Annotated in this window: 17 protein-coding genes; 7 read left to right on the plus strand and 10 right to left on the minus strand. The window is 55.0% G+C overall.

From position 1 onward, the window contains the following. Positions 1-96: 96 nt before the first annotated feature. Together CBE74_RS24435 and CBE74_RS24440 are read right to left on the minus strand one after the other, a co-directional pair. Positions 97-693, minus strand: a complete 597-nt coding sequence (locus CBE74_RS24435) for a YqgE/AlgH family protein (protein ID WP_087454788.1) — start codon at positions 691-693, stop codon at positions 97-99. Between the two features lie 25 nt (positions 694-718). Next, entirely contained in the window at positions 719-2332 is a 1614-nt protein-coding gene (locus tag CBE74_RS24440; RefSeq protein WP_087454789.1) for a CCA tRNA nucleotidyltransferase, read from the minus strand. 450 nt (positions 2333-2782) lie between these two features. Here CBE74_RS24440 and CBE74_RS24445 point away from each other — a divergent pair, with 450 nt between their 5' ends. From CBE74_RS24445 to CBE74_RS24475, 7 genes are all read left to right on the plus strand, one after another. Next, on the plus strand, positions 2783-3877 hold the full coding sequence (locus CBE74_RS24445; RefSeq protein WP_087454790.1) for an NUDIX hydrolase: 1095 nt from the start codon (positions 2783-2785) through the stop codon (positions 3875-3877). After that, positions 3874-6744, plus strand: a complete 2871-nt coding sequence (locus tag CBE74_RS24450; protein ID WP_087454791.1) for a hypothetical protein — start codon at positions 3874-3876, stop codon at positions 6742-6744. The genes CBE74_RS24445 and CBE74_RS24450 overlap by 4 nt, the downstream gene beginning before the upstream one ends. Before the next feature lie 165 nt (positions 6745-6909). After that, a complete protein-coding gene (gene murJ, locus CBE74_RS24455; RefSeq protein WP_087454960.1) occupies positions 6910-10389 on the plus strand; it encodes a murein biosynthesis integral membrane protein MurJ in 3480 nt (1159 codons plus the stop codon). A 397-nt stretch (positions 10390-10786) separates the two neighbouring features. Then, positions 10787-11428 carry a sigma-70 family RNA polymerase sigma factor gene (locus CBE74_RS24460; protein WP_225870217.1) on the plus strand — a complete coding sequence of 214 codons (642 nt, stop codon included), beginning with the start codon at positions 10787-10789 and terminating at the stop codon, positions 11426-11428. A gap of 226 nt (positions 11429-11654) precedes the next feature. Continuing rightward, on the plus strand, positions 11655-12611 hold the full coding sequence (gene trxB / locus CBE74_RS24465; RefSeq protein WP_087454792.1) for a thioredoxin-disulfide reductase: 957 nt from the start codon (positions 11655-11657) through the stop codon (positions 12609-12611). Between the two features lie 29 nt (positions 12612-12640). Beyond that, entirely contained in the window at positions 12641-12964 is a 324-nt protein-coding gene (gene trxA / locus CBE74_RS24470) for a thioredoxin (RefSeq protein WP_087454793.1), read from the plus strand. Positions 12965-13052: 88 nt separating this feature from the next. Beyond that, on the plus strand, positions 13053-14234 hold the full coding sequence (locus CBE74_RS24475) for an N-acetylmuramoyl-L-alanine amidase (RefSeq protein ID WP_087454794.1): 1182 nt from the start codon (positions 13053-13055) through the stop codon (positions 14232-14234). A gap of 48 nt (positions 14235-14282) precedes the next feature. On the opposite strand, the gene CBE74_RS24480 is transcribed toward CBE74_RS24475, so the two are convergent. The 8 genes from CBE74_RS24480 to rpmH all read right to left on the minus strand — a co-directional run bounded on the left by CBE74_RS24480 (position 14283) and on the right by rpmH (position 19874). Then, positions 14283-14942 carry a hypothetical protein gene (locus CBE74_RS24480; protein WP_180316379.1) on the minus strand — a complete coding sequence of 220 codons (660 nt, stop codon included), beginning with the start codon at positions 14940-14942 and terminating at the stop codon, positions 14283-14285. Between the two features lie 28 nt (positions 14943-14970). Next, on the minus strand, positions 14971-16026 hold the full coding sequence (locus CBE74_RS24485) for a ParB/RepB/Spo0J family partition protein (protein WP_087454795.1): 1056 nt from the start codon (positions 16024-16026) through the stop codon (positions 14971-14973). Between the two features lie 5 nt (positions 16027-16031). Next, a complete protein-coding gene (locus CBE74_RS24490; protein WP_087454796.1) occupies positions 16032-17024 on the minus strand; it encodes a ParA family protein in 993 nt (330 codons plus the stop codon). A 105-nt stretch (positions 17025-17129) separates the two neighbouring features. After that, positions 17130-17801: a 16S rRNA (guanine(527)-N(7))-methyltransferase RsmG gene (rsmG, locus tag CBE74_RS24495; RefSeq protein ID WP_087454797.1), complete on the minus strand. Its 672-nt coding sequence runs from the start codon at positions 17799-17801 to the stop codon at positions 17130-17132. Between the two features lie 185 nt (positions 17802-17986). Continuing rightward, the gene (yidC, locus tag CBE74_RS24500) at positions 17987-18943 is read right to left on the minus strand and encodes a membrane protein insertase YidC (protein ID WP_087454798.1); all 957 of its coding nucleotides are present in this window, start codon (positions 18941-18943) and stop codon (positions 17987-17989) included. A gap of 101 nt (positions 18944-19044) precedes the next feature. After that, positions 19045-19332, minus strand: coding sequence for a membrane protein insertion efficiency factor YidD (gene yidD, locus CBE74_RS24505; RefSeq protein WP_087454799.1), 288 nt, complete (start codon positions 19330-19332; stop codon positions 19045-19047). A 15-nt stretch (positions 19333-19347) separates the two neighbouring features. Beyond that, a complete protein-coding gene (rnpA, locus tag CBE74_RS24510) occupies positions 19348-19704 on the minus strand; it encodes a ribonuclease P protein component (RefSeq protein WP_087454800.1) in 357 nt (118 codons plus the stop codon). A 26-nt stretch (positions 19705-19730) separates the two neighbouring features. Continuing rightward, entirely contained in the window at positions 19731-19874 is a 144-nt protein-coding gene (gene rpmH, locus CBE74_RS24515; RefSeq protein ID WP_013242964.1) for a 50S ribosomal protein L34, read from the minus strand. Positions 19875-20850 lie beyond the last annotated feature (976 nt).

Raw genomic sequence — 20850 nt, forward strand, 5'->3', positions numbered from 1 at the left:
ACGGATAGAAGAAACTGAGTGCCTAGCCCTCTATGGAGCGCGGCACTTATGAGAGAAAACTCAAGAAAAAACAGATGTATCACCCTAAGTAAAAACTTAGTTTTCGGATACGCCCATAGGATACGTCGAATACAAGGGGAGCGGCATCGGCTGGCGCCTCATTACGTCACCCCAAACGTCCACACTTCCAGCAGCAGTCACGTCGGAGGACAATGCAGGCGCTACATACCATTCGCCTTTTTCAATCTCCTCATTCAGTTGACCGGGCTCCCACTCTGCATAACCAGCAAAAAGACGCAGACCCGAGAGATCGTCCGCTACATTTTCTGGTTGCGTACGCAGATCCACGTGCACCAGTCGATTAGCCAGCCGATTGAAATGCGGGTGCGCAGCAATGTCCACCCCCGGGGCGGTGACCCCTATCCCTACCACTCCCTGCTGGTTGAGGGGACCGCCAATGTAAAGAGCCTGGGGCATAGACGCTAAGGGGGCCCATTCCGGCATAACGTTAAACACGGCAACGTCACTCCGCGAGGCAAGGTTCACACCAAACGTCGTGACCTCATTGTGCTCAAGAATCAGAATGACATTCCGCGCAAACACGGAACTTTCCATGGAAGGCGCCGCTATAAGCAGCATTCCCGGAGCAGGTTCATTCCGCTCCATAGCGTTGAATAACCGGTCTGCATACATGTCTCACGCCTTCCTTATTTTTCTTCTACTTTGTCGACCCAGTTGTGTCGGCAGCATTGTGGTTTTTCGACCACCATGCTGTGAGTTCCGCGATAGCTTCTTCCCGTCCCAAAGGGCCACGCTCCAACCGTAGTTCTTTGAGGAAAGACCATGCTTTACCCACGTCAGGTCCGGGTTTAAGGCCAAGTAGCGTCATAATCTCGTTTCCGTCGAGATCAGGGCGCACCCGCTGAAGATCTTCTCGCTCCGCAATCTCCGCGATGCGTTCTTCTAGGTGATCGTATGTCCGATGAAGCCGAGCCGCCTTCTTTTTGTTACGCGTTGTGCAATCTGCACGGACAAGCTTATGCAGCTTGGATAGCAGGGGACCAGCATCCGTTACGTATCGACGTACAGCGGAATCCGTCCATTCCCCCTCATTGAACCCGTGGAACCGCATATGCAGCCGGATGAGGTCGCTCACATCATTCACCATCTGCTTAGAGTATTTAAGCGTGCGCATGCGTGCTCGCATGATCCTGGCACCCACGATCTCGTGGTGATGAAAGCTCACTTTCCCCTCATCATTAAAAGCCCGGGTGTCCGGCTTGCCGCAATCGTGCATGAGGGAGGCCCATCTCAGCACCACGTCGGGGCCGTCCTCCTCCTGTTCCATCGCCTGACGCAGTACCGTAAGCGAATGCAGGTACACATCCTTGTGCTGCCGGTGCTCGTCTTGGGTAAGCCGTAGCGCTGGAATTTCCGGAATAATACGCGCGGCAAGCCCCGTATCCACCATGAGGTCAATGCCGTCCCATGGCGCCCGCCCGCAGAGTAATTTATCCAGCTCCACCTGTACTCGTTCGACGGTAATGCGATCGATCTGATCCGCCATCTGCGTCATGGCATTGCAGACGCGATCCGCGACAGAAAATTCCAGTTGGGAGACAAACCTGGCGGCGCGAAGCATACGCAGTGGATCGTCGTTAAAGCTTTGCTCCGGAGCGGAAGGCGTATCCAAGATGCCTTCTACCAGGTCATCCATGCCGTTAACCGGGTCATGGAACGTCATGTCACCAGTGGGGTGTATCTCTACAGCCATGGCGTTGACTCGGAAGTCCCTACGGATAAGGTCGCCCTCTAATGTGTCACCAAATTGCACTTCCGGGTTTCTCGTTTTCCCGTCGTACACGTCTGAACGAAACGTGGTGATCTCGATTTGTTGCCCGTCTTTTTCTGCGGACACCGTTCCAAAATCGATTCCGGTATCCCACACCACAGGTGTGTAGTCGTTGAGGATCTCCATCACGGTCTCTGGTCGAGCGTCGGTGGTGAAGTCCAAATCATTGCCCAACTCGTCAAGGAGAGCATCACGCACGGAACCTCCTACGAGGTAAAGGCGATGCCCACGGTCTTGAAAAAGCTGCGCGAGGGGGGCCAACAGGGGAGAAAGACCCGCCAATGTGTGCTGCGCACGAGCAAGAAGCTCAATGCGGTTCGGCGAATCGCTCGCCGAGGAGTTCTCGGCAGTATTCTCAGCAGCGTTGGCATTACAGGGGGCAACAGAGGACGCGGCGGAGGATGGGTTCACTATCCCTACGGTGTGCGAACCATTATTAGTAATGGTTGTGTGCTGCTTACTCTGTGAATTCACGCGCATGAGTCTACCTGTTCGGTTCCGCTACCATGATTCCTCCACAATGCACCCCAGCTAGACGACGCTAACCGCACACCCACCTCGCACATCGCCAAGGGGCTTTGAGACACGTTAATCCGCCAACTTCCTTCTATATGTAAGGAATACACAGGGGGATACACCTCCGTATTCTCCGCTTTTGGAAAATACGATCGGTTTTTTACCCAACGCATCACATCCAAATGCGTAATCACTCACTTATAGTTGCTAAAGTTATGGTGATCACGTCTGCATTTTTTCGCGTCTTCAACAGATTTTTCCCACCTTTTTGGGTCAAGAAACCCACTTTCTGCGCCATCTGTTAGCTAGACGTATGGCTAAATACGCCGCAAAAGCTGGCCACGATTACTCTTTTCTTTTAAAGAAGCGGTTCATAGGTACCTTCTCAAGGTTGAAAAGGATACGATCAGCGAGATGAGCGATAACGAACAGTCGCGCCCGAGTTCGGTGAATTCTACGGAATCCACCGCGCCACGGCGCAGAAGACGCACGCGGTCACGCCGTTTTGGCAGTGATCAGACGGGGCGCTCTTCGCAGTCACAACGAACTGCAGAAGGGGGCCGTACCTCTGCGACCCAGCAGCCGGGGGCAAAGCGCGCTGACTCAAAGCGCAGCGCTAACGCTCAGGCTTCTGGTGAGGGGCGCGCGTCGAAAAGCAAAAATAGCTCGTCTCAAGAAAACGCTAGCGGTGCTTCTTCCCGCGGACGGAAAACTAACGACGCCAACAAGTCCACCAAGTCCCGTAAAACCGGCTCGCGCTCGGCTGCTGCGCGCAACACCGCAAAACGCAAGGAGAATCAAGGCACAGCCGCACCGCAAGGAAACGAGTCGGCAGATAATGAGTCGCGCGCTTCTCGACGTAAGCGCTGCACGAGGACAGGGCAGCGCACCGCTCAGCGCTCCACGTCCACACCGGAGAATAAGCGTCGCCGGCGTCGGCCACACAACACTAATCGCTCTAGAAATAGCCGCGCCAGTCTCCGTAACCAGTATCAGACATCCAAGATAAACACGCGCGATGAAACCTCTGCGGGCGGTCTGGTGATCTCTGGACTCGCTGAGGCGGTTGATAGCAATAATAACGTTGACCTTTCCCGTATTTATGTGGCGCTCATCGGGCGACTCGATAGGAGAGGCCGCCTTTTGTGGTCCATGCCTAAGGGGCACGTGGAACCCGGTGAAGACAAAGGAAAGACCGCCGAGCGCGAGGTCTGGGAAGAAACCGGAATCCACGGTGAAGTTTTCGCGGATCTGGGCACGATTGACTATTGGTTTGTGTCTGAGGGCGTGCGTATTCATAAAACGGTTCATCACCATCTGCTGCGATACGTCGATGGTGATCTCAACGATGAAGATCCAGAAGTTACTGAGGTCTCGTGGATCCCAGCCAACGAACTCATTGAGCATTTTGCCTACGCCGACGAGCGTAAGCTGGCCCGCATCGCGCACGATTTAATCCCAGAATATGCCATCAAAGAGAAGGCAGAGGGAAGGAAAACCCCGCGGTGAGCACCATCAAACTCACCCACACCACCTCACTCAGCGGCCATAGGAATGCCAGCACCGCTGAGCTTTTGGCGACGCCTCACTCACGCCGAGCCACCGACATGGGAGTCTTTCCGCTCTCCCTGCTGTCGCGCACTGGGGCGGCGTTGCTGACTCTCGCCTTATGCAGTGCCACGCTCACTCATGCGCCGCAAGCTGCCGCAGATGCGCTTCCGTTATCTCCCATGGGGCCGACGTCGCATCGTTGGACCAATCCGGATGTGCGATCAATCGACGTGAACGCCAAGGTCAAGGTTCAGATCCTCAAAGTCGATTCCCACGTCCAGCTCGGCGAAAAGATACATCTTTCGCTTCGCATCATCAATAACTCTGATTCTCCAATCGATCAGAGTTCCGCAAAAATTGTGGCCCGTCACGCCGATGCAGAGCCCACCGTCGCTGGTGCCCGCACTGTGCTTGCTGCAGCACCTTCCTCCTACCCATACCTTGCGAGTCCGATACCAATTCAGTCGAAGATTGCGCCCGATAGCTCCAAAGACATAGATGTCAGCATAGATACCGGGGCAGCGGAGCCCGGGGGACTACAGCTGCGTTCTGCCGGTGTCTATCCCATATTGATCGGACTGCATGACGCCTCCAACAGCGTCTACAGCACACAGCGATTCCTACTGTCTGCGTCCGATACGAATAAGTCTGAGGGCGCGACACCGGACCCGAAGCAACTCAGCATGGTCCTGCCGATCACTGCGGAGGTCGATATCGTTGGCGGGGAAACGGGCGAGGCCCCCGAACGCGCCCCTCTCATTATGCGTTCGGAAGCATTGACTGAAGAGATTGCGCATGGTGGCCGCTTAGATCGGCTTCTCGACGCCTACCTCGCCGCCCGCACTGTAACGCCAGAGATCAGCACGGCGAGTTGCTTAGCCATCGATCCGCAGTTCCTCGATGTCACCCGACGTATGTCCGAGGGATATAGCGTGGCCTCACAGCGCCCCAGCTCGGTGTCGGAGAATAGACGTCTCCGCGATTCTTGGAGCATTGAGGACGAAACAGAAAAGTATGTCCCGGGCAAAGGTCAAAAAGCTGCTGCTGAGTGGCTCGCAAAATTAGGGAAAGCCACGGAAGGCACCTGCACTGTGGCTATGCCGTGGGCTAATGCTGATCTCAACGCGGTGGCTAAAACCAACAATCCATGGTTGATGCGTGAGGCCCTGCAGCGTGGCTCTGGCGTCATCAAAGACGTGCTGGGGGTTACCCCGGAATCTAATATCGTGATCCCCGGCGCGGGCTATATCACCGCACAAACTGCAGCCTCCTTGGGCTGGGCGGATCAAAAGGAAAGCGCGGACGGTACCAAACCTCCGACCACGAGCGACATCAGTGCTGCCTGGGAGGCCACCAAGGCTAAGGAAGCTAAGTCTCAACCGGATGAAGGTTCCCTCAAGGAATCGCCGGCCAAGGACTCTGAGGCCTCGTTGGATAGCGTCCGTGACTCCGCGGCTCCCACGATCGCACCCACTGCGCAAGTCCCTGTTTCTGTCCTTGTCGCGGACAACACGGTGTGGCAGGCCCCCAAGGTAGATCGTTTCGGCCAGCTTGCCGCTGGCGTGCGTTCTGTGGCGTATCAAGGCTCGTTATCTGCCACGCTTGCCCAGGCATCCCCCAAACCAGTGACGGCGGGATACGGCAACTACGACATTCGCTTTGATTACTCCCTCGACTCTGAGGCAGCCCGGATGGCTACCGGTGCGGCCGCTATCGATGCCGCTGTTGCGGAAAGCACTCAGCCCACACTGTTGATGATGCCCACGTCGATTAGGAACCCCAATTCCTGGTTCGAGGCAATTTCTACTTTGCTGCGGGAGAATTCCGCACTGCCGATGACTCTGCGCGACTATGTCACTATGTCGCAGCAACAGGAAGGTGAGCTTGCTGCACGAACTGCGGCGGCGGCTGCAACGTCGGCAAGCGGCGACGGCTCATCTAACAGCATCTCTAGCAGCGGCCTGGTAGAGGGCAGATATGGTGCCCCCTATGACGACCCCACAGTGGTCTCAGACACGGAGATCCTGCGGGCACGCCAGCAATCGGATTACACCGACGATCTCACGCGTCTCATGATTAACGACGCCGCCATCGCCCTATCGCCTTATAACTTCACTGCGCCATTGCGGCAGGATTTGCTCCGCGCTCTCAGCGTCAACGGACGACGTTCTATTAACAGTTTTGACCAGAAGATTGCCCGGGCCACCGCTTTATCCAATGAAAACCGCGATGCGCTCACGGAATTGCGCAGCTCCGTCACATTGTTGTCCCCGGGCAACGTGTACACCAGGCTTTCTCCATCCTCACCGCTACTTATTGCGGCAAAGAATGGACTTCCGCTTCCTGTCGATGCACGTATTCGCTTCAATGGCCCTGAAGGCGCGTCGATTAAGGTGAAAGACAGCCTGGTGATTCCGGCAAAGGGATCCATTACTGCGCAGATGATCGCGCAGCTTCCCGACGACGATGACCAGACTAATCTCAAACTATGGCTGGCTACTCCCACCGGCGCGGCGATCTCCAACCCTGTGACTATCGCGGTGCAAACTCGGTCCGGTTTTGTGGGGCAGTCTGGTATCGCTCTTACCGTAATCCTAGGACTCTTTGCTCTGCTGTTCTTGCGCTTCTTTGTCAAACGCAAGCGTCATACGCATAGCGAGCCAAAAGCAACAACGCGTTCTCTTTCTCCCGCATCAACCACGCGGCGCCCACCCGTACGCAGGCCGCGTCGTCGCAGTGAAGGATCAGTTCGCGATGGCGACCGTACCAGCGGTGATGCCAACTCGGATGATTCTGGAAACGGTCTTCACTCTCCACGGACATAGTGTAGAGGGAAGACACCACCCCCTTTTTTTAAAACAGCTCTCGGGGCTATCACCAACGCAATACCGATCGCCCCGATCTTTCCCCTTGACGCCGCATAAGTTTCAGTCCCTCCGACTCGCACGAAGCTTATGGCGGCGACCATAGAAAAGAAGCAGGATTTCCAGGTGAACTCATCTGAGAGCACACCCCCTAGCAAGGGAACCAGGTACCGCATCGTGCCTCCCGCGGCACCGGCACCAGTCCCCGAGGCCCGTCCCCGCCACACCAGTTCTTCGGTGCACCCCAGCGAGGATCGCTCCAAATTGGACAAGGACCCCGCTCGTCACTCGGTTGCGGATGCTCCCGGCGACAACAGCGCTATGCCTACCGGCCTGAGCGTTCCCTCTGAAGGTGCTAAGCCAGCCGGAGGGGAGGCGTCGGAAAGCCTTGAGCACGAGGCGCAGTCAGCCTCAGTGGTTACTTTGGATAGGGATGAACAATCCGCCCGCACCGCAGCAGACGGCGCCGCGGATAATTCTGCATCTCAGGCGGGTGAGGACTCACAAAGCACAGCCTCTACCAGTGATAATGACGTTGTTCGTTCCACTGGTTCCATGGCCATAGCCACTCTTTTCTCACGCGTTACGGGCTTCCTGCGTACCGTTTTGATCTCCACCAGCTTAGGCGGTGCCATCGCCTCGGCATTCAACACCGCAAACACGCTGCCCAACCTCATCACAGAGATTGTGTTGGGCGCCGTTCTCACGTCTTTGGTGGTCCCCGTTCTTATTCGAGCGGAAAAGGAAGACCCTGATAGGGGAGCCGCATTCATCCGGAGGCTCTTTACCCTCGCGGCAGCGCTACTCGGATTGGTCACGATCGGGGCGATTATCGCCGCGCCTTTGCTAAGCCGGCTCATGCTAGGCACAGAGGGCAAGGTCAACATCGTTCAAACCACCAGTTTTGCGTATATTTTACTTCCGCAGATCTTCTTCTACGGAATGTTTTCGCTGCTCATGGCGGTGCTTAATACCAAGCAGATCTTTAAGCCTGGAGCGTGGGCGCCGGTAGCAAACAACATGATCACCATTGCCGTGCTCGTGTTGTACATGCTGCTTCCTGGCGAGCTTGACCCCACGGCTCCTTCTACGATCACTGACCCGCACGTGCTGCTCCTGGGCCTGGGAACCACGCTGGGTGTTGTTGTGCAGGCGTTGATTATGATTCCGCCGATCCGTCGCGCCGGGATATCGCTCAAACCGCTGTGGGGCATTGATGAGCGTTTGAAGCAGTTCGGAGGAATGGCCACAGCAATCATTGTTTATGTGGCGATTTCTCAAATCGGTTACATGATCACAACCCGTATTGCTTCCTTTGCGGATGAGGGCGCACCCAATATTTACCAGCAGCATTGGCTGTTGTTGCAGGTTCCCTACGGCATTATCGGTGTCACGTTGCTTACCGCCATCATGCCGCGTCTTTCCCGCAACGCCGCCGATGGTGATGACAAAGCAGTGGTCCGCGATCTGATTATTGGCTCGAAGCTCACCTATATCGCATTAATCCCTATCGTCGTCTTTTTCACGGCTTATGGCGAGCGCATCGGCCTCGGGCTTTTTGCTTATCGACGCTTCGACGCCGAGTCTGCAACCATCCTCGGCTGGACGCTCAGCTTTGCTGCGTTCACGCTGCTGCCTTATGCTCTCGTTCTGCTGCACCTGCGTGTGTTCTATGCCCGAGAAGAGGCATGGACCCCTACGTTTATCATCGCAGGTATTACCGTCACCAAGATAGTGCTCTCCGTTATTGCGCCACTGGCTGCCACGGATCCCAGCCGAGTAGTGATCCTGCTTGGCGCTGCCAACGGCTTTGGATTCGTGGCCGGTGCGATCATCGGCGCGATGCTCTTGCGACGCAAGCTTGGAAATCTCGGCGGACGCGAAGTACTAAAAACAAGCACGTGGGCCTTTATCGCCTCTGGCGCAGGTATCCTCGCGGCGCTGGCGCTGAGCTACGTTCTCGACCAGTTTATGGGCGGCTTGTTTAGCGCCTTGGGCAGCGTCGGAATGCTTGTTCACCTGGCTATCGTTGGCGTGGTCTTCCTCCTATGCATCGGCCTCGTTCTTTCGCGTTCGGGCCTGGAAGAAGTGGTCAACCTTGGTTACGCGCTGCAGCGCATCCCAGGTATGAGCCGCTTCATCCACATGCGCGCCCCGCAAAAAGACGACATGGTGCCAACGCGCCAGGCTATCGCCAACGAGGCCCTCGCTTTCGACGACACCTTCAACGCCACACCAATCCCGGCACCGATGTCTGCCGGTATCGTCCGTGGCCCACGTCTGGTCCCCGGCGCGCAGGTCTCCGATGGTCGATTCCGTTTGTTGGCAGACCACGGCTCTGTCTCCACTGCTCGTTTCTGGCAGGCTAGGGAAAAGACCACGGGTAGGGAAGTAGCCCTCATCTTCGTGGACACGTCAGGGAAAGCTCCACAGGCTCCCGCAACTCCTGCGGCCGCTGCGGGCGAGGCAGCGGAGGTATCGCGTCGTACTCGTGCGCTGGCTAATCTCAATCACCCAGCAATCGCGCCAAATATTGAGGTTTTGTCGTATCGCAACGGTTGCCTTGTTGTTGCCGATTGGGTCGCAGGTTCCTCGTTGGCTTCCGTGGCCAGCGAGCCGGTTAATCCCTATGCTGCCGCCTATGCTTTTGAGCCTCTCAGCCAGGTCGCACAGTTTGCACAAAGTGCTCACACCCCCTTAGGTATTGATAACCACGCACGTATCCGTATCAACACAGATGGCATGGCAATTCTTGCATTCCCCGCTGTCTTGTCTGATTCCTCCTACGAACGCGATATGCGCAGTATTCGTACCGCGTTGGGCACTCTTATTCAAGTGGACACTGCTCCGCAAGAAATCACTGCGCTTCTGCATGTCGACGCCACCGAGCTTCCGCACGCCATCGCAGATCTTCCAGATGCCCCCTCTGTTGCCGAGGACCATCTCGTGGTTGAGGAAGAGGCTACTCCTAGGCCTCGAAATACCCCAGGCTTTGGTAGCGCTGGGTTTAGCAATATCAGCCGTGCGATTATCGCCATGGCGGTTGCAGTGGTCGTTGTCTCCATCGCTTTGATTACCGGATACATCACGAGCCTCTTTGGCAGTGACCAGGGGCAGGTGCCTTTGAACAATGATCCGATTGTGAACTCTAAGCCCTCTGATGTACTAGACCTGCCCAGCATTGTGGCACCGATAAAGAGCGCTTCTGCATGGTCTCCAAGTGGCACCACTCCGAGCAGCGAGTCCGCGTCTACTGCCCACCTAGCCATTGACCCAGATAAATCCAGTGCGTGGTCTACAGGTCCGATGGCAAAGGGCCAGGGGGCAGGCATCATGATCACCCTTGATCAACCGCATCTGGCGAGCTCCGTGGTGGTGGAAAGTGATGGCACGCCGGCAAAGATCTCTGTCTACCAGGTCGACGATGACGAACTTTCTTCGCTGGACTCCGCTCAGCTTGTGGGAGAACGCAAAGTCTCTTCCACGCAGACCCGAATCTCGTTGAGCGAGGAGCCGTTGGTCACCTCCATTCTGGTGTGGGTAACGGGGGTCACCGACAATGCCTCCGTGAAGATACACAACATCACGGTGGTCGCTAGTTATTAAACACCCCGCGTAGAACTGTGGTGGGAAGGAGTCGTCGATTCTTTCCCACCACAGTTTTCTTTTTCTTGTTATAAAACCCTCGTTATCACCTTTGTGCAGAACCTTGCCCCCAAACCATCGCGTGCGCGCTGTATGTCTCCCTGTCATTGTTTGGGCATGGCACTACAAGTCCCCCATAAAAGCCATAAACCGGTGTTTATGCAGTTCAAGATATTAAAATTCTTCCTTATATGGTCCTATGACATCCAATTCATTGGGCAAGCAGGATATCTCGCCAAGACGCTTTCTTAGCCAATATTAAAAGCAAGAATCATCGTGCCGCTGTAGGGAAGTGGCACCATAAACACTATGGGGGGAATAGTGAGCTGTGCAGTCACGGCCACCGCAATCAAACACGATGCAGCCAAAATCCAGAGCTGGCGACTCAAACAGACTGACTTTGAAAGCCATCGCAGGGGAAAACGTCGCAAAGCGATATGCCACAAAGACCCGCGACGCTGATCTCGTTATCCAGTTCCTCGAGGGAAATAACCAGGCCTTCGACGAAATAACTAAGCGGCACTATCACAGCCTGTGGTGGCTTGCTCGACGTCACAGCTATTGCGATTCCGATGCTGACGACATCATGCAGGAAGCGATGCTCAAGGCCGCACGAAATCTAGCGCGGTACCGTGGCGACTCCTCATTGAGCACGTGGCTTTATCGCCTTGTGTTTAACAGCGCTTACGACCACATCCATCGTTGCACGCATCGAGACAACCTCCCGTTGGAACCTCTCATGGGAACACACGCCCGGCTGGACTATACACTCAGCCATGTTCCACTCAGGGATCACGCTATGTCCATGTCAATAGCCCAAGCGGTAGACGTGTTGCCACCCGAGCAAAGAAACGCCATTCTCTTGGTCGATTTCGCTGGCTATGACGTTGATGTTGCCGCACAGATAGAAAACGTTCGGCCGGGAACAATCAAGTCGCGTCGGGCTCGGGCACGAAAAACTCTGAGAGGTCTTCTCACTCCCGTGGTTGAAGAGCTGTAGCGCATAGACGTGGCTTCAACGTTGTCCTTGTCACGTCGGTAATGCATTCTTGCCCTCACTTGTTAGGAAGAAAAAGAAAGTAACCTATGAGGAGAATACTGAGGCGCTGCGGCTAACGGCTACACTGAGCCAGAATCACGAAAGCACCTACGGAGATACTCAGAAGGGCTTTCTCCACATATCTGGCCCCGCTAGATTCAGTTACAACAGCTAGGAAGGCAACCTCATGTCCGAAGCACCCAGCGTGCCTAACGCGACCACAGTGCACGACGTAGCCATCATCGGATCCGGTCCAGCCGGCTACACCGCAGCTCTCTATGCGGCTCGTGCTGAGCTCAAGCCCATCGTTTTCGAGGGAATCGAATTCGGTGGATCTCTGATGACCACCACAGAGGTAGAAAACTTCCCGGGCTTCCCAGAAGGCATAATGGGGCCAGACCTTATGGACAACATGCGTACTCAGGCCGAGCGCTTTGGGGCAGATCTCCGCATGGAATTGGTGACCAAGGTGGAGCTTGAAGGCGAGATCAAGAAGATCTGGGTCGACGAGCAAGAGTTCCATGCTCGTTCCGTCATCCTGGCCACAGGCTCTGCACCGCGCTATATCGGTGCAGAAGGCGAACAGACTCTCCTGGGTCGGGGAGTATCTGCGTGTGCCACATGCGACGGCTTCTTCTTCCGCGATCATGACATCGCTGTCGTTGGCGGCGGCGACTCCGCCATGGAAGAGGCAACCTTCCTTACCAAGTTTGCTAAGTCTGTGACTATCGTGCACCGCCGCGAGGAGTTCCGCGCTTCCGCAATCATGCTGGAACGGGCCAAGAGCAACGACAAGATCCGGTTCCTCACCAATAAGACCGTATCCAAGGTGTTGGGGGAGAATACGGTGAGCGGCCTGGAGCTCACGGACACTGTCACCGGAGAGACTTCCGTTCTCGACGTCACGGCTATGTTCGTAGCAATCGGCCATGATCCTCGCTCTGATTTGTTCCGTGACGTAGTGGACACCAATGATGCGGGCTACGTCCGGGTAGCAGAGCCTTCCACGCGCACCAACGTTCCTGGTGTCTTCGCCGTGGGAGATCTTGTCGACGACCACTACCAGCAGGCAATCACCGCTGCCGGTTCCGGTTGCCGCGGCGCTATCGACGCCGAGAATTATCTCGCATCACTCGACGCCTAACCCACCACCTACGTATAAGGAGAAACCCTATGAATGCACCTATCGCTTTGACCGAGGCAACTTTTAAGACAACCGTCATTGACTCCGATAAACCAGTTCTCGTCGATTTCTGGGCTGAATGGTGCGGCCCTTGTAAGAAGCTGGGTCCGGTCATCGATGAGATCGCCGCCGAGATGGGCGACGATGTCGTCGTGGGCAAAGTCGACGTCGATGCCGAGCGCAACCTGGGCGCAATGTTCCAAATCATGTCGATTCCCACCGTCCTTATCTTCAAAGACGGCCAGAAGGTCGCCGAATTTGTTGGAGTCCGTCCGAAATCAGAGATCGTGGCAAAACTGCGTTCACACCAGTAACTGGTATCCTTTGACGAGGATTACAAAGCCATCACTGTGCCGTTAACCGGCTTTTTGGCTTGACCACCCGTTATTGGAAAGGAGCAGTGTGTCTGACATCTTGCGAGTAGGTGACCGCAGCCCGCGCGTCGCTGAAGTCAGAACAGCACTGACACGCCTTGGTCTTGTGCCGGACTCTGATAAAGAAATCAAACAGTCCAAGGGGCAAACGTTCACTGACCCGGAGACATACTTCGACGAGGAACTCGCCGAAGTTATCAAGGGTATGCAGCAGGCTCGGGGCATCATCGCTAGCGGTGAGATCAACGAGGTCACTCTCCGTGCCCTCCGCGAGGCCTCATATAAGCTCGGTGCCCGAGTTCTTAGCTTCGAGCCGAATAATATTTTCGTTGGCGACGACGTAGTGCAGTTGCAAACGCAGCTTCAAGAACTCGGTTTTTACACCGATCGCGTCGATGGCCGATTCGGTGATAACACATACAAGGCGTTGCTCAGTTATCAGGTCAACTATGGGCTGAAGAGCGACGGCATCTGCGGTCCCGAAACAATCCGTGCGTTCGGGCGCCTTGGTCGCAGAATTACCGGCGGTTCGCCGCAGGCCCTTCGCGAGCGCGAGCGCGTCCGCGACGCCGGCCCTATGCTCGCTGGTAAGCGCGTCGTCATCGACCCCTCTTTGGGCGGAAACTCGCGTGGACAAGTAGTGCGGGGTCCTTATGGAAAGATCACGGAGGAGGAAATCCTCTGGGACCTTGCCACCCGGGTAGAGGGACGCATGATCGCTGCGGGGATGGAGACCATCATCTCCAGGCCGCGGCAGGATAATCCTTCACAGCTGGAGCGCGCGGACATCGCCAATGCCTTTGATGCCGACGTGATGATTTGTCTACAGTGCGATCAGTACCAGAACGACAAAGCAAACGGCGTTGCCACTTTTTACTTCGGCTCTGAGTCCGGGACCAACTCCCTGACTGGCGAGATGTTGAGTGGCTTCATTCAACGCGAAATCAGCGCTCGCACCGACTTGGTCAACTGCGGTAACCACGGCAGGACCTGGGATTTACTCCGCATCACGGCTATGCCGACCATCGAGGTGGTGTTGGGTTATCTGACCAACCCTCACGATGTCACGATCTTGACTGACCCCAAGCATCGAGACGCGATCGCAGAAGCAATTGTGGTGGCCGTCAAGCGCCTGTATCTCCTTGACGACGATGACCAGCCCACCGGCACCTACAAGTTCGCAGAGATGCTGGAACAGGGCATGCTCTAAGTTTTCTGTGGTGGCTTTCCTCGGGGAGGCCACCATTTTTATTGCCTTTTATACAGCCACGTTGGCAAGCAAAGGTTCCGCAGTCTCCGCGGTAAACAAAGTGTGCGCTGGCGGCAGTTCAAGCCGTAGGAGGGGCAGCACCGGATGATGCCGAATGATCTCAAATCCAGCGGATTCCAATAACGCTAGCGTCATCAAGCCAATATCCTCCGCAGATGTGAGTATGCGTTGGATGTTCTCCGGCTGTGGGTTCAATGGATCGTCGCAAAAGGCTTCGTCTCGTGCAAAGGCTTCAAGAGCTTTTATTCCTTGTCCGGCAAGATGGACGATGGCTGCGTCGAGAAGCACTGTTTCTATGCCGCTGCCCATCATGGCTGGATCTCTGTGGAGGGAGGTCAGCACGTAGGCATCGCTGGTCACAGGGGCGGTGGGCAATTGGGCACAGCCCGGGGCTTCAGAAGCTGGGCAGTAGAGCAAGGTTGCATAGGCCCGGAGAGCAGTGTCGTCGGCGCTTGTGATGTTGAAGCCGCAGCTGCCGTATGCGGACAGCACAGCGGCTAACCACGCTTCTTTTTCCAGGGTGGGAGTCCCGGCAGTGGACGCACACAGGGCCGCTGATTCCTCCAGCTCCCAGAACACGCTTCTCGACGCCCCCAGGTGTATCCGGGGGATACCGTCTAGGTCGAGGGCCTCGATTCGTGTGTTCATGCCATTAAGCGCCTTTCACAAGAAGCTGCTAATGCCCCTCGCTGTTTCCGCCGAGGAGCCCCATGATGCGGTCAAAGTCTTCACGCCCACCAAATTCCACAACGATTTTTCCTTTACGCTTACCCATACTCACCGAGACTTTGGTGTCTAGGCCGTCGGCAAGGCGGTTTGCGGCATGGGTGAGGAACTCGGGGGTCGGGGTCTTTTCCCGCTTCTTTGGTGCTGGTTTCTCACCACGGTTCATCAGTGTGACGGCTTCTTCTGTTGCACGAACAGAAAGGCCCTCAGCCACAATGCGGTCGGCAAGGGCGATCTGGTGGTCCTCGCCACCTTTAACGCCTAGGAGCGCCCGAGCGTGTCCGGCAGAAAGCACACCAGCCGCCACTTTGCGCTGTACTGCTACGGGAAGGGCAAGCAAGCGAATCATGTTGGTGATGACGGGGCGGGAACGGCCGAGTTTATCTGCCAGCTCATTCTGGGTAACGCCGAATTCCTGCAACAATTGTTGGTAAGCAGCTGCTTCTTCTAAAGGATTAAGTTGAACGCGGTGGATGTTCTCCAGAAGGGCGTCACGCAGCATCTCCGAGTCATCGGTTTTGCGGACGATTGCGGGAATAGTTTTCACGCCAGCTTTAGATGATGCACGCCAGCGGCGCTCACCCATGATGATCTCGTAGTGCTCATCGGGGGTCTCGCGGACCACGATGGGCTGGAGCAGACCAAACTCACGGATTGAGTGAACCAGCTCAGCGAGGTCTTCCTCGTCAAAAACGCTACGGGGGTTTTTCTCATTGGGGATGATGAGCCCGATGGGAATTTCCCGGTAGGTGGCACCAAATTCTTCGAGTTGCTGATCTGTTCCGCGTGAGCCTGCGGATTGCTTTTCTACTGCATGCGCAATGATGGGGCTAATGCGCGCACCCTTGGCTTCGCGTTGCAAGCGCGATTGTTTGTTCTTCTCAGTTGCACCGCCAAAAACCACATCTGCTGCGGAGTCGCCGATGCGTTGCCCAGGCGACGGGCTTCCAGTTATCAACGCGCCAATTCCTCTGCCGAGACCACCTTTACGAGCTTCCTGTGCCATCTTTCTTACTCCTTTGAGGTCTCATCCGCGTGATCGGCATTGCCTTCATTTTGGCTTTGCCCTTGTTGTTCGCGCAATGCTTCTGGTGACATCCCGATTGGGCCCGAGCTTTCCGACGGCAAATAGTCGCCGCGAGTGGCCAGCTCTCGTGCCGCGTCGAGGTAGGCTAGCGCGCCCCGAGAACCTGGATCATAGGCAAGAACGGTTTGCCCATAGCCTGGGGCTTCTGACACCTTCACGGAGCGCGGAATCTTGGTTCCCAAGACTACGTCACCAAAATGCCCGCGTACTTCATCCATGACCTGCTCTGCGAGCTTTGTCCTACCGTCATACATGGTCAGGAGAATCGAGGAAATATGCAGGTTGGGGTTCAGATATTGCCTGATCATCGTGATGTTATTCAACAGCTGACCCACACCTTCGAGGGCATAGTACTCACACTGAATAGGGATAAGTACCTCATCAACGGCGGTCATGGCGTTAATGGTGAGTAAGCCAAGCGAGGGTGGGCAATCGATAAATATGTAATCGAAGTCTGCCTGCTGCATGTACTCCGTGTTGAGAGCGTCGCTGAGCCGGTATTCTCGCCGAACTAAGTTAACCAGCTCAATTTCGGCGCCAGCTAGATCGATGGTTGCGGGAACACAGAAGAGGTTCTCAGATGCCGTCGTTTCCTGTATCGCGTCTTCTACAGTGCATTCTCCGATGAGTAATTCATAACTCGACAAGGTTCCGGCACGGTGTTCAACACCTAGGGCAGTAGAGGCGTTTCCCTGCGGATCAAGATCAATAACAAGGACTTTGAGGCCATTAATAGCAAGCCCCGCTGCGAGATTAACTGAAGAGGTAGTTTTTCCTACGCCACCTTTTTGGTTAGCTACAGTCATCCTGCGAGAGCTATCTGGACGGGGCAGATGCAGGCTATTCGGCGTCAACACCTGCGCCGCACGGCGTGCCGCAGCGGCGATCGGTGTATCTTCCCAGTTCTGGTCGTCCATGCGTCCCTTCTCGTCTATGAATCGAGGGCCCTATCACGCCCACAGTGTACGTTTCTTACTTTAATGCCTAGAGGGCAGGCGGTTCCACACCACCCAACGCCGCTTTTAGCGAACTTTTCGGATAGAAATCAGTGTAGTTGGATCTTCCAGCTGATCACCCACCGTAAAAATCTTGATTTTTCCGCCACCAGCTTTAAAAATCATCTTTTCATCACGGTCAAATTCCTCTTTTACGGAGGAGCCTTTCATGGCGATCATTTTCCCACCAAGACGAACCAACGGAAGCGACCATCCCGCAAGTTTTCCTAGGGGAGCGACTGCGCGCGATGTGACGACGTCGACAAGCCCCAGTTCGTTTCGGACCTCTTTTTCTTCTGCACGCCCCCGAATCACGGTCACGTTATCTAACTCCAGGGAGTCTTTCACCTCACCCAAGAAAACAGAACGCTTGAGCAGCGGTTCAATGAGCGTTATCTCCAGGTCAGGACGGGCAAGCGCAAGAGGAATACCAGGCAAACCGGCTCCTGAGCCAATATCTGCAACGCGAGCATGGAGATCCATCGCTTCACCGATGACCGCGCAGTTAAGTATGTGACGGTCCCACAGTTTTGGAACTTCACGAGGGCCGATAAATCCGCGTGTGGATCCGTCGGTAGCCAATAAACGGTGGTATTCCACCGCTTTATCCAGCAACGATCCAAAGATCTCTGTGGCTACCTCTGGGGGAGAGACCAGCTCAAGCTCACGCTCGGCACCGTTATTTTCCTCATGTTTCACGTGGAACCATCCTTAATACTTCTACCGGCATCACAGACAACTCCGGTACGTTCACAACGCTATCACGCCGGTCCGACACTGTTGCCCCCAAACGGGAAAGCCACCACATCACGCACGCACTTACCAGGCGGAATAACAAAAACTGCCGCCACCATATGTGGTGGCGGCAGTGAGCGGAAGAAAAATTATTTCTTCTTGCCCTTCTTAGGGTTATTCGGACGCTGTCCGGGCTTCGGAGCCGTTGCCCGCTTCGCGGCCTTCTTGGCTTCAATTTCTTCGGCCTCTTCTGCGTCAATCTTGTTAAAAATCCAACGCTGCTGGAAGAAGGTCCAAATGTTGTTGGCCACCATGTAGAACAGCAGACCGAGGTGCCACAGGACACCGGTAAACAGAATGGTCAATGGCATGAACCACAGCATCATCTTGTTCATCATGTCCATTTGCATCTGCATCTGGCCGCTAGTAGGCGCGGCTTGCAGGCCGGATTCACGCCGTGCTTTTTGGCGATTAACAGACAAACGTCCGTTCATATGCGTTGCTACCACGATGATCAGAATCAACGGAGCTGCCACAGCAATGATGTTGGCACGGGTGAAATCTACAGGTTGGAAAGCCTTGTACATGTCACCAGGCATCGAAATGTATGCGGAGAGCGGCACGCCAAAGATACGAGCGTCAAGGAAGGACTGAACGTCTTCGGGCGAGAAGATGTAGTTAGGGGTCTGTCGGTTGACCTCAACGGAAAGTCCCAGCTGGCTGTGTCCGGTACCGGTACGGTTGAAGGAGCGCAGCACGTGGAACAGACCGATGAACACAGGCATCTGTACGAGGGCGGGAAGGCAACCAGCGATGGGATTGACTCCCACTTCTTTTTGCACTTTCCGTGTCTCTGCCATCATCTTCTGCTGGTCTTTTCCGTATTTCTTACGGATTTCCTGCATCAGCGGCTGGAGTTCCTGCATCTTGCGAGCAGAACGCATCTGATTGAGCATTGGCTTCACAAGGAATGCACGAATCGTGAACGTCAGCAGCATAATAGCCAACACCCACGAGATGCCGGAGTCTGGGTCAAACACAAAGCTCACTACTTTGTGCCAGAACCACAGGATGGCCGAGATCGGCCAATAAATGAAGTTGAGCACTGTGAGTCAGAACTCCTTGGTGGTCGAAGTTTTAAGATGTGGCGTTCCCTGCATATCGAAGCTGATCATCGAGGATCCTCCAAAGAATCTCCGATGCATAATCAACGCCGAGGCACGGGGTCGTAACCGCCTGGGTGCCAGGGGCCACATTTGGCTAACCGTGCGATCGTCAACGCCGTGCCTACAACAGCACCACGCCGAGACACAGCCTCAAGCGCATACGCACTACAGGTCGGATCGAAACGGCAGGTAGACCCCATCTTAAGGGGAGAAATATATTTTTGGTAGAAACGCACCGCATCATACAGCAGCCCACTGAGCATCCCAGCAGGTCGCACAGGCCAAGAATTATTATTCTCATTGCCTAGTTGCTGGTGGGAATAACACATGAGAGCCGCTCCTTATCAACGTAAAAGCAGCTTTTCGACGCCCGAACGAACATCCGCTTCCAGTTCCTTAGACGTCGCCATTGCCGCCGGGGGTAATGCGCGAACAACAATATGCACGTCGTGAGGAATCTGGTCTTTCATTCCCATAAGAATATGCCGAAGTTTGCGAGAGACTGCATGACGGATCACCGCATTGCCTACGGCTTTAGACACCACGAGGCCAAAGCGTGGTCCGCCTACTGCCGCTATGTTGTCCGCAGCAGCATGGGTGCGTAAATGAATAACGACGGTGCTTCTTCCAGCACGCTTGCCTTTCCGAATAGTTCCACGGAACTCGTCGGAATTGCTGAGCTTGTGCCTAGAAGGAAGCACCGTCGTTTAATTCTTGTAAGAAGAGACTAAGCAGTCAGCTTCTCACGGCCCTTACGACGACGTGCAGCCACGATTGCGCGCCCCGCACGGGTACGCATACGAATACGGAAGCCGTGCTTACGTGCGCGACGACGGTTGTTCGGCTGGAACGTCCGCTTGCCCTTAGCCACGGTGAACACTCCTCAAGTTGTGTGTAGGCGGCCGCACAAAGATCCCCGACCCACAGTGGGCCAAGCACCCTCTTACTTCTCAGCATTACTGGGAAGCGCGGTCACCCTAAATTGGATGATTTTCAAGTGAGGTACGCGCACCACGCTAACCACAATCACGTTAGCGCCGAATTTCCGGAACCCTGTCGGCGTCACACATCTCTTTTGATGCGAGGCGTTCCGAAAGCTCTGTCGTTCATAGCGGCGTTCTCAACAAAGCACTTGCGATTGACGTATTAAAAACACGCCCGTTGCAGTGACAGACCTCAACAGACTACGTGAGTTTTCCTAGCTAGAACAAATCGACACGCCGTTCCCCCAACCCCACCCCTGTAATGACATTTTTGTAATTAACAGCTGCTCATCCACTATTTGGCCGGTCAGGGTCTCTCGACAGTTGCAATATAGCCATAAAAATGCGTCTGTTCGAGCTCCCCAGACCGAGAACATAAAACATCTAAAATTAATTTTTGGACAGCCTCACGTCACACCGAGTAACAATATTTGTAAGGAAAAATCACACACTGTGAATAACCAAGCCTGTGGATAACTCTCAAATCTATGTCGAAACTTTTCCCATAGAATTGGGTTCATGCAGGTTAAAAGCGGTACTTTTCACGGTGGGCGTTGTCCACAAGGTTGTGAAATGACTGTGGATAACTTTTCACACACCCCAGTGCGGAAAGTTATCCACAGTTGTGGAAAACTCTGTGGAATACGCGGTCACAGCACCCAAAGCGTTGTGAACAACTCGGTGAAATCCCCGTGGACAGTGAAATAACATTTTTCACCGCCGGCTGGGGAAATCTCGTTGTTTGGACATTAATTTTTGGGGTTGATGAGCGCTGCTGATATGGCATTGACCCGCGAATGCACTGCCATATCAGCAAGAAAAATTAGTTGTTGTTCATTCGCACAAGGTAAAGGAAATACGAAG

The organism is Corynebacterium silvaticum, from assembly GCF_002162115.2.
GTDB lineage: Bacteria > Actinomycetota > Actinomycetes > Mycobacteriales > Mycobacteriaceae > Corynebacterium > Corynebacterium silvaticum.